At 67.4% G+C, this 10005-nt stretch carries 10 protein-coding genes; 5 read left to right on the top strand and 5 right to left on the bottom strand.

What is annotated here, in order from left to right; all coding sequences use genetic code 11:
- The first annotated feature begins 25 nt into the window (after positions 1–25).
- From ACIQCM_RS12835 to ACIQCM_RS12820, 4 genes are read left to right on the top strand one after another with little or no spacing between them, the layout of a single operon-like run.
- A complete protein-coding gene (locus ACIQCM_RS12835; RefSeq protein ID WP_400606502.1) occupies positions 26–1030 on the top strand; it encodes a Bug family tripartite tricarboxylate transporter substrate binding protein in 1005 nt (334 codons plus the stop codon).
- Positions 1027–1530, top strand: a complete 504-nt coding sequence (locus tag ACIQCM_RS12830; protein ID WP_400606500.1) for a tripartite tricarboxylate transporter TctB family protein — start codon at positions 1027–1029, stop codon at positions 1528–1530. The genes ACIQCM_RS12835 and ACIQCM_RS12830 overlap by 4 nt, the downstream gene beginning before the upstream one ends.
- Complete coding sequence (locus ACIQCM_RS12825) at positions 1530–3068, top strand: tripartite tricarboxylate transporter permease (RefSeq protein ID WP_400606498.1); 1539 nt, start codon at positions 1530–1532, stop codon at positions 3066–3068. The genes ACIQCM_RS12830 and ACIQCM_RS12825 overlap by 1 nt, the downstream gene beginning before the upstream one ends.
- A 30-nt stretch (positions 3069–3098) precedes the next feature.
- Entirely contained in the window at positions 3099–3488 is a 390-nt protein-coding gene (locus ACIQCM_RS12820; protein ID WP_400606497.1) for a universal stress protein, read from the top strand.
- Positions 3489–3578: 90 nt separating this feature from the next.
- Here the strand turns inward: ACIQCM_RS12820 and ACIQCM_RS12815 are convergent, their stop codons facing one another.
- From ACIQCM_RS12815 to ACIQCM_RS12795, 5 genes are all read right to left on the bottom strand, one after another.
- Positions 3579–3815, bottom strand: a complete 237-nt coding sequence (locus ACIQCM_RS12815; RefSeq protein WP_377216796.1) for a hypothetical protein — start codon at positions 3813–3815, stop codon at positions 3579–3581.
- Positions 3816–3975: 160 nt separating this feature from the next.
- Positions 3976–5568 carry a histidine ammonia-lyase gene (gene hutH, locus ACIQCM_RS12810; protein WP_400606495.1) on the bottom strand — a complete coding sequence of 531 codons (1593 nt, stop codon included), beginning with the start codon at positions 5566–5568 and terminating at the stop codon, positions 3976–3978.
- 98 nt (positions 5569–5666) lie between these two features.
- Positions 5667–7364, bottom strand: a complete 1698-nt coding sequence (locus ACIQCM_RS12805; RefSeq protein ID WP_400606492.1) for a urocanate hydratase — start codon at positions 7362–7364, stop codon at positions 5667–5669.
- A gap of 158 nt (positions 7365–7522) precedes the next feature.
- Positions 7523–8356: an IclR family transcriptional regulator gene (locus ACIQCM_RS12800; protein ID WP_400606489.1), complete on the bottom strand. Its 834-nt coding sequence runs from the start codon at positions 8354–8356 to the stop codon at positions 7523–7525.
- 174 nt (positions 8357–8530) lie between these two features.
- Positions 8531–9394 (bottom strand): SDR family oxidoreductase, encoded by an 864-nt coding sequence (locus ACIQCM_RS12795; protein ID WP_400606487.1) that lies wholly within the window; start codon positions 9392–9394, stop codon positions 8531–8533.
- 122 nt (positions 9395–9516) lie between these two features.
- On the opposite strand from ACIQCM_RS12795, the gene ACIQCM_RS12790 reads away from it, so the two are divergent.
- Positions 9517–9894, top strand: coding sequence for a winged helix-turn-helix transcriptional regulator (locus ACIQCM_RS12790; protein ID WP_400606485.1), 378 nt, complete (start codon positions 9517–9519; stop codon positions 9892–9894).
- Positions 9895–10005 lie beyond the last annotated feature (111 nt).

Below are 10005 nucleotides of genomic sequence, written 5' to 3'. Positions count from 1 at the left end.
CAGTTTTACGAGAAGAGGAAATACCATGCGCCAGATCCGCGCATTGCGAGTTGCCGCCGTCGCCGCCGGCATCGCCCTGATGGCTACCGGCTGCGGTGCCACCGGCAAGACCTCGGGTTCGGAAAGTACCGGCGCAGCCGGGCCGATCACCAAGCTTCAGATCATGGTTCCCAACACCCCCGGAGGCGGTTACGACACCACCGCCCGGGCAGCCGCGAAGGTCCTCGACGACGAGAAGATCGCAACCAACACCGAGGTCTTCAACCTCGCCGGCGCCGGCGGCACCGTTGGCCTGGCCCGTGTGGTCAACGAGAAGGGCAACGGCGACCTTGCCATGCTCATGGGCCTGGGCGTGGTGGGCGCAAGCTACACCAACAAGTCCGAATCCAAGCTGACCGAGACCACCCCGCTGGCCCGCCTCATCGAAGAGCCCGGCGCCATCATGGTCGGCAAGGATTCGCCGTTCAAGACCATCGATGACCTGGTGAAGGCCTGGAAGGCCGATCCCGGCTCCATCTCCGTTGGCGGCGGCTCCTCCCCCGGCGGCCCGGACCACCTGCTGCCCATGCAGCTGGCCGGCGCTGTGGGCATCGACGCCACCAAGGTCAACTTCGTGTCCTACGACGGCGGCGGAGACCTCCTGCCCGCAATCCTCGGCAACAAGCTCGGGTTCGCCGCTTCCGGCGCGGGCGAGTACCTGCAGCAGATCAAGTCCGGCGAAGTCCGCGTCCTTGCCACCAGCGGCGAAGAGCGGCTGGAAGGCGTTGACGCCCCCACGCTGAAGGAATCCAACATCGATCTGGTGTTCACCAACTGGCGTGGCGTCGTGGCCCCTCCGGGCATCAGCGAGGAGGACAAGGCGTCCCTGATCGCCGCCCTGGAGAAGATGCACGGCACGGAGGCATGGAAGGAAACCCTGAAGACCCACAGCTGGACTGATGCCTTCATCACCGGCGACGAGTTCGAGACCTTCCTCTCCGAGCAGGACCAGCGGGTGGAGGACGTCCTGACGAAACTGGGCCTGGCGTGAGCTCTTTGGCTGCCAGCCTTAAAGGCCGCGCCGAGCTGGGGGTAGCCCTCCTGCTCGGCGCTGCCGGCGTCCTGGTCTTCCTGGACGCAAACGGACTGGTCGCCCCGTACTCCCAGTCTGACCCGGTGGGGCCCAAGACCGTTCCCTTCATCGTGGCCGGCATGCTGGTCGCGTGCGCCGTCCTCCTGGCCATCAACGTCCTCCGCGGCGGCCAGGGCGAGGCTGAAGGCGGTGAGGACGTGGACCTTACCCACCCAGCGGACTGGAAGACCGTTCTGCCGCTGGCCGGCGCGTTCATCCTTAACATCCTGATGATCGACTGGGCCGGCTGGGTGATTTCCGGAACCGTGCTGTTCTGGGGCAGCGTGCTGGCCCTGGGGAGCCGCCGCTACGTCCGCGACGGGCTCATCTCCCTGGCACTGTCGCTCCTGACCTTCTACGGCTTCTACCTCGGCCTGGGCATCGCGCTCCCGGCCGGACTCCTGGAAGGAGTCCTCTAATGGACATCTGGTCCTCCCTGATGGACGGCTTCGCCACCGCCCTGACCCCGATGAACCTCCTGTATGCGATGATCGGCGTAATCCTCGGAACCGCCGTCGGCGTCCTTCCGGGGCTTGGCCCCGCCATGACCGTTGCGCTCCTGCTCCCGGTGACGTACGCACTGGAACCCACCAGCGCGTTCATCATGTTCGCCGGCATCTACTACGGCGGCATGTACGGCGGTTCCACCACCTCGATCCTGCTGAACACGCCGGGCGAATCATCCTCCGTCGTCACCGCCATTGAGGGCAACAAGATGGCCAAGGCAGGCCGTGCGGCACAGGCGCTGGCGACGGCGGCCATCGGCTCGTTCGTCGCCGGCACCATCGGCACGGCGCTTCTTGCCGTGTTCGCGCCCGTGGTGGTCAAGTTCGCCGTGAGCCTGGGCGCCCCCAGTTACTTCGCGATCATGATCCTGGCACTTCTCGCCGTCACCGCCGTGCTGGGAAACTCGCGGCTCCGCGGTTTCGCGTCCCTGTCGCTGGGCCTTGCCATCGGCCTGGTGGGGATGGACTCGGTCACCGGCCAGCGGCGCCTCACGTTCGGCCAGCCCCTGCTCGCCGACGGGCTGGACATCGTGGTGGTGGCCGTGGCCATCTTCGCGGTGGGCGAAGCCCTCTGGGTTGCGGCCCACCTGCGCCGCACGCCCCTCCATGTCATTCCCGTAGGCCGGCCCTGGATGGGCAGGAAGGACTGGGGCCGCTCCTGGAAGCCCTGGCTGCGCGGTACCGCCTTCGGCTTCCCCTTCGGCGCTCTTCCGGCCGGCGGCGCGGAGATTCCGACCTTCCTGTCCTACGTGACCGAGAAGCGCCTGAGCAAGCACCCCGAGGAGTTCGGCAAGGGCGCCATCGAAGGCGTGGCCGGCCCGGAAGCGGCCAACAACGCAGCGGCAGCGGGAACCCTGACGCCCATGCTTGCCCTGGGCCTGCCCACCAACGCGACGGCCGCCGTCATGCTGGCAGCGTTCACCACCTACGGCATCCAGCCGGGACCCCAGCTGTTCTCCAGCCAGGGGCCGCTGGTATGGGCGCTGATCGCCAGTCTCTTCATCGGCAACCTGCTGCTCCTGCTGATCAACCTTCCCATGGCACCGTTGTGGGCCAAGCTCCTGCAACTGCCCCGTCCCTACCTGTACGCCGGCATCCTGTTCTTCGCCACCCTTGGCGCCTACTCGGTGAACCTCCAGGCGTTCGACCTGGTGATCCTCCTGTTGCTCGGCGCGCTGGGCTTCATGATGCGGCGTTTCGGCCTGCCCGTCCTGCCGCTGGTCCTGGGCGTGATCCTTGGCCCGCGCATCGAAGGGCAGCTACGCAAGACCCTCCAGCTCAGCGCCGGAGACCCGGCAGGGCTGTTCAGCGAACCGATCGCCGTCGTGGTTTACGTCCTCGTGGGGCTCATCCTGCTCTGGCCGCTGCTCTTCCGGCTGGTTCGGCGGAAGCGGCCGGCGAAGGAATCCCTGGTGCCCGCCAATTCCGGCGCGGCCGACCACAGCGGCTAAGCAGCCTAACGCGACAACAAAGGAGACACCATGACCATCGTGGTGGGATACGTCCCGACCCCCGAAGGCGAAGCCGCCCTCACCCAGGCCATTGCAGAAGCCAAGAGGAACAGCGCCACCCTCCTGGTGGTCAATTCCTCCAAGGGTGACGCCCTGGTGGACAGCCGCTACGCGCAGGAGCCGGAGATCCAGTCCATCGAGGACCGGCTGGCCATCCATGGCGTGGAGCACGTCATCCGGCAGCCGGTGCGCGGCCACGATGCCGCCGCCGAGGTCCTGGATGCCGCGGAGGAACACGACGCGCAGCTCATCGTGATCGGGCTGCGGCGCCGCACCCCCGTGGGAAAGCTGATCCTGGGCAGCACCTCCCAGCGGATCCTCCTCGAGGCCGACTGCCCCGTCCTGGCCGTGAAGGCCTGACTGGCTGCCACCGGTCTGCGTCCCCGGCCGAACACAAAATCCCCGTCCGCTGCTGCAGCTGACGGGGATTTTGTGTTTCAAGGGGTTTTGCTAGCTGCGGCGCACCTGCACGCCGTCAGATTTAAGGAAGAGCTGCTTTTCAGCCGGACCGGCAGGGACGAGCCACAGCACGTTTCCGCTCTGCGAGACCTCCTCCACCTCCCCGGCTGCCACTACATGCGCATGCTTGATGATCTCGACGCGGTCCCCGGGCTGGAAGGTCTTCCAGTCGGATACCGTGGCGGAGTGGGCATGGCGCCTCGACAGGACTGCCCCACGTGCTTTCATTTGAACTTCTACCCCTTTGTATACGTCCGTGCCACAGCTTCTTTGATGTGACTTTCACTACACCTTCAGTTCTACTACAATTCCAGGCCGCCGAATGACCAACGCGGTGTTAATTCCGCCCTTTGGACAGGAGCCGTGGAGAACCGAAGATCCTTCGTTCTCAGGCGAGGCTTCCGACGGCGGATTCGGCCGCCCGGAGCACCTCGCCGGAGCCAACCAACAGGTCGGCCGCTTCCAGTTCCGGGGAAAGGAACCGGTCCGTGCCGGGTCCTTCCACCACGTTCCGCAGAGCCGCCACGACGGCGGCGCCCGCAGGACCCGGGGTGAGGACACCGCCGGAGAGCTGGGTGCGGATGTCCAGGGCGCGTGCGGACGTCACCAGTTCGATGGCCAGGACCCGGCGCAGGTTCTGCACCGCCTTCCGCAGCTTCCTGGCGGCGTGCCAGCCCATGGACACATGGTCCTCCTGCATGGCGGAGCTCGGAATGGAGTCCACCGATGCCGGCACGGCCAGCCGCTTGTTGTCCGAGACGAGCCCGGCCTGGGTGTACTGCGCAATCATCAGCCCCGAATCCACGCCCGGGTCCGATGCCAGGAAGGCCGGGAGTCCGTGGGAGCGCGCCGGATCCAGCATGCGGTCCGTACGCCGTTCGGCAATGGAGCTCAGGTCCGCCACGGCAATAGCCAGGAAGTCCAGCACGTACGCCACGGGTGCCCCGTGGAAGTTGCCGTTGGAGCTGACCCGGCCGTCCGGGAGCACCACCGGGTTATCGATGGCGGCGTCCAGCTCGCGGGAAGCCACGAGGGCTGCGTGGTCCAGGGTGTCCCTGACCGCACCGGCGACCTGCGGCGCGCAGCGGAGCGAGTAGGCGTCCTGGACCTTTGAGTCACCCACCCGGTGCGAGGCGACGATGGGCGATCCGGACAGCACGCGAAGCATGTTGTCCGCTGATGCGGCCTGGCCCGGGTGCGGGCGCAGGGCTGCGTGCAGCTCCGGCAGGAACACCTGGTCGGTGCCCAGCAGGGCCTCCACGCTGAGCGCCGCGGTGATGTCCGCCGTCGTCAGCAGTTTGCGCAGGTCAGCGATGGCCATCAGCAGCATGCCCAGCATGCCCTCGGTCCCGTTGACCAGCGCGAGACCTTCCTTCTCCGCGAGGATGACAGGCTCGATCCCGTGCGCTGCAAGCAGCTCAGCGACCGTCCGCTCTCCCCGCGCACCGTAGGTAACGCCGTCGGGCCCTTCCGCTTCGCCTTCGCCCATCAGCACCAGGGCGCAGTGCGAGAGCGGGGCGAGGTCACCGGAGCAGCCGAGCGACCCGAACTCCCGGACCACCGGGGTGATACCGGCGTTGAGCACGTCCACCATGGTCTGCAGGACCACGGGACGGACACCGGTACGGCCCGATGCGAGCGTCTTGGCCCGCAGGAACATGATGCCGCGCACCACCTCGCGTTCCACCGCCGGCCCCATCCCCGCGGCGTGGCTGCGGATCAGGCTCTTCTGCAGCTGGGTGCGCAGTTCGCTGGGGATGTGCCGGTTGGCGAGGGCGCCGAAGCCGGTGGAGATGCCGTAGGCGGGGGTGTCGCTGGCGGCGAGGCTGTCGATGTGCGCGCGGACTTTGGCGACGGCGTCGAGGGCCTCAGGGGCAATGGCCACCTTGGCGTTGTGGCGCGCGACGGCGAGCACATCCTCGGGCGTGACGCCGCTGGAGCCGAGCGTGACGGTCAGCGGTTCGTGGGTGGTGATGGTCATCGTGGTTCCTACTTACATCTCGTCGGTTGCTCCGTAAGTGCCCTTTTGGGAACTCATAACGGCACCTACGGAGCAACCGATGTGGAATTGGGGCTCGGTTAGCGGGTTTCCGACATTGGGATGCGGACGCCGCGTTCCCTGGCGACCTCGAGGGCGCGGTCGTAGCCGGCGTCTGCGTGCCGGATGACGCCCATGCCGGGGTCGTTGGTGAGGAGCCGTTCGAGCTTCCGGGCAGCGAGGTCGGTGCCGTCGGCCACGGAGACCTGTCCGGCGTGGATTGAGCGGCCGATGCCGACGCCGCCACCGTGGTGCAGGGACACCCAGGTGGCACCGGATGCGGTGTTCAGCAGCGCGTTCAGCAGTGGCCAGTCGGCGATCGCGTCGGAGCCGTCGGCCATGGCCTCGGTTTCACGGTACGGGGAGGCAACGGAGCCGGAATCGAGGTGGTCGCGGCCGATCACGATGGGGGCCTTGACCTTGCCTTCCTTGACCAGCTGGTTGAACAGCAGTCCTGCCTTGGCGCGCTCGCCGTAGCCCAGCCAGCAGATGCGGGCGGGGAGGCCTTCGAACTCAACGCGCTCTCCGGCGGCGTCAATCCAGCGGTGCAGGTGCTTGTTCTCGGGGAACAGCTCCTTGATGGCCTTGTCCGTGACGGCGATGTCCTCGGGATCACCGGACAGCGCCACCCAGCGGAACGGGCCCAGGCCCTCGCAGAACAGCGGACGGATGTACGCCGGGACGAAGCCGGGGAACTCGAAGGCGCGTTCATAGCCGCCCTTCCGGGCCTCGTCGCGGATCGAGTTGCCGTAGTCGAAGACCTCGGCGCCGGCATCCTGGAACTCCACCATGGCCTGGACGTGCCGGGCCATCGAGGCCTGGGCCTTCTTGGTAAAGCCTTCCGGATCCGCCTCGGCCTCGCGGTGCCACTCGGCCACGGAAATGCCCTCGGGCAGGTAGCTCAGCGGGTCGTGGGCGGAGGTCTGGTCGGTGACGATATCGACGGTCAGTTCGCCGGCCCGGTGGCGGCGGAGGATCTCGGGGAAGACCTCGGCGGCATTGCCCACATAGCCGACGGACCAGCCGCGGCGCTCTTCCTTGGCCTTGAGCACCTTGGCGATGGCGGCGTCGAGGTCGGTTTCCACTTCGTCGAGGTAGCGCTTGCCGGCGCGGCGGCGCAGCCGGGTCTCGTCGACGTCGACAATCAGGCACGCGCCTTCGTTCAGCGTGACGGCCAGCGGCTGGGCGCCGCCCATGCCGCCGCAGCCGCCGGTGAGGGTGAGGGTGCCGGCGAGGGTGCCGTTCTCGTCCCCGGTGAGCTTGCGGGCAATCGCGGCGAAGGTCTCGAAGGTTCCCTGCAGGATTCCCTGCGTGCCGATGTAGATCCAGGACCCGGCGGTCATCTGGCCGTACATCATCAGGCCCTCGGCTTCGAGCCTTCGGAATTCGGGCCAGTTGGCCCAGTCACCGACGAGGTTCGAGTTGGCCAGGAGCACGCGCGGGGCCCACTCGTTGGTGCGGAAGACGCCCACAGGCTTGCCGGACTGGACCAGTAGGGTTTCGTCCTGTTCCATGGTTTCCAGGGTCCGGGTGATGGCGTCGAACGCGGCCCAGGAACGGACAGCACGGCCGGTGCCGCCGTAGACCACCAGGTCATCCGGACGCTCGGCGACCTCCGGGTCCAGGTTGTTCATCAGCATGCGCAGCGGCGCTTCGGTCTGCCAGGACTTGGCGGTAAGCCCGGTGCCGCGGGCTGCTTTGACCGGGCGGGCACCGGTGGTGAAATCGGCGGGTGCCATGATGGCTCCTTTGTGGTTCGGGTAGATATTGACGCGTTGCTCGGCAGCGCCGCGTGGAAGAAGTTCTGTATCTACTAAAGCCCCAAAGTGCGGCCTGCAGCAGGGGTTTTCAGGTGGTACTGTCCGGAATTCCAGACGCGCGCGGGTTGCAGGCCGGACTAATGCGCGGGACGTCCGTGCAGGCGCAGGGAAAGCTCGTCCGCGGCCTTCTGGATCCGGGCTGCCAGGGCCGGCCATTCCGGCTGGGGCAGCTTGTCTTCCAGGAACGTCACGGCGATGGCGGCGGTGGGCCAGCCGGTGTGGTCAGTGACCGCCGCAGCGATGGAGCCGAAGCCGGGGGTGACCTCGCCATGTTCTGTGGCGTACCCGCGCTGGCGGACCTGGTCCAGGTGCGAGGACAGCGCGGAGTATTTCATGATGGCGCCCTCCACCTCGTGGCGGGCGGAGAAGGCCGCGGCATTGGGGTACAGGGCGCGGACCTGCGACTTGGGAAGCGCCGCAAGGATGGCCCTGCCGCTGGCGGTGAGGTGGCTGGGAAGCCGCACGCCGACGTCGGTCACCAGGGACGGCCGGTTCTTGGCGCGCTCCTCAACAATGTAGAGCACGTCCCGGCCGTGCAGGACCGCGAGGTGTGCGCTCTCCCCCAGCGCGTCCACCAGTGAGGCCAGGAGCGGCCGGCCCAGCCTGGAAAGCGGTTCCTGCCGGGAGTAGGCGGAACTGAGTTCGAACGCGCCGATCCCCAGGCCGTACCGCTGTTCCTCGTGCAGGTGCAGCACGAAGCCGTTGGCCTCCATGACGCCGAGCAGGTGGTAGACGCTGGAGCGGGGCAGCCCGAGAGTGGAGGCAATCTGCGACGCCGCCATGGGACCCCGGCGCGATGCCAGCAGCTTCAGGATCCGGAGGGTGTTTTCCGCGGCGGGGACCTTGGACGCGGTTTTGACCGCTGTCTGCGCGGCGGCGGCTTCGGTGCCCATGGTTTCTGCCCTCTTCATCCCTCGTGTCCGGTATCCCGTACTCCAGCATGCACTGCGGAGCGTGGAGATCCAGGCCGCTTGGGCGCAACAGCTGTCTGAAATACCAGACCCGCCTAAGCCCACCCCTACCGGGGAAAGTCCGGGGTGGGGGTGGGGCGGGTGACCGGCGCGCCGGCCGGTTGGGCCTGGCGCTTATGCGGAAGCTGCGGCGGACCTTATCGCGTCGGTGAGCGACGTCGTCGGGCGCCCAATGAGCCGGCGGAGATCGCCGCTGCTGACCACGAGGTCGCCCCGGGCGATGCCAAGGTCCGAATCTGCCAGGATCGCGGCGAAGGCCTCCGGCACGCCCGCTCCGGAGAGGAGTCCGGCATAATCCCCTGCCGGAAGGTTGGTGTAGGTGATGTCCTGACCGGTTGCTGCGCTGATTTCCGCGGCGAGCTCGGCCATGGTGAAGGGCTCATCGCCGCCCAGCTCATATACCTTGCCGGCCTGGCCCTCGGCGGTAAGGACCGCCGCGGCCGCCTGGGCATAGTCGGCCCGGGAGGCGGCACTGACCTTGCCGTCGCCCGCGCTGCCGGCAAGGGCACCCTGCGCGACGGCCCCTGCGAGCTGGTCTGTGTAATTTTCGAGGTACCACCCGTTCCGCAGCAGGGTGAAGGGCAGGCCGGACTCGCGAAGCATGGCCTCGGTGGCCTGGTGTTCGCCCGCGAGCTTCATGCCCGTGGTCTCCGCATTCGCGATGCTCGTGTAGGCCAGGAGCTGCACGCCCTCCGCCTTGGCCGCCTCAATCACGGTGCGGTGCTGTTCCACCCGCCGGCCCACCTCGCTGCCGGAAATGAGGAGGACCCGGGTGGCGCCCCGGAGCGCGCCGGCGACCGATCCGGCGTCGGAATAGTCCATGGACCGCACCTGGACGCCCCGGGCCGCAAAGGCCGCCAGCTTCTCCGTGGCACGGCCTGCGGCGACGATTTCCGCGGCCGGAACGTTGCGCTCCAGCAGGGCCTCGATTACGTGTTGGCCAAGCTGGCCGGTGGCGCCGGTGACGACGATGCTCATGGTGGTTCCTTTCAGGACGTACAGGATTGTCAAAAGGACACAACCGGCCGGGCGCCCGATTACTTCCCAAAAGAGAGTACGCACTTTCAGGTAAGGTACTAACCCGGCGGTAAGCTGGAGGCATGGAAGCACCCGCGCGCCCTTCTGCCCTCCCCGCGTCCTTTGCCGACGGCGTCTTCCCGGCCGGGTGCCCCAGCCGGACGCTGCTGGACCACATCACCAGCAAGTGGGGTGTGCTGATCCTGCTCTCCCTTTCCGAAGGTGAACAGCGGTGGAGCGAATTGCGGCGGCGGGCGGAGGGCATCAGCGAAAAGATGCTCGCCCAGACGCTCAGGACGCTCGAACGCGACGGCCTGGTGAGCAGGCATGCCCAGCCGGTCATTCCGCCACGCGTGGACTACAGCCTCACCGCCAAGGGCTACGACCTCACCGCACTGCTCGTTCCCCTGGTGGGCTGGGCCTTCGACAACGCCGAAGAAATCATCAACGGCGCCCGCTGACAGTGCGGAGCGGCCAGTAGCGGGCCGGCAAAAAACCGAGTACCTGTTACGGGTGTGACAAATGTGAACTGCGGCTAACGTTGGGGGTACGGTGCCGGCCGGGATAGGAGG

The sequence above is a fragment of the Pseudarthrobacter sp. NPDC092439 genome, from assembly GCF_044754945.1.
Lineage (GTDB): Bacteria > Actinomycetota > Actinomycetes > Actinomycetales > Micrococcaceae > Arthrobacter.
This window is presented reverse-complemented; position numbering and strand designations above follow the sequence as displayed.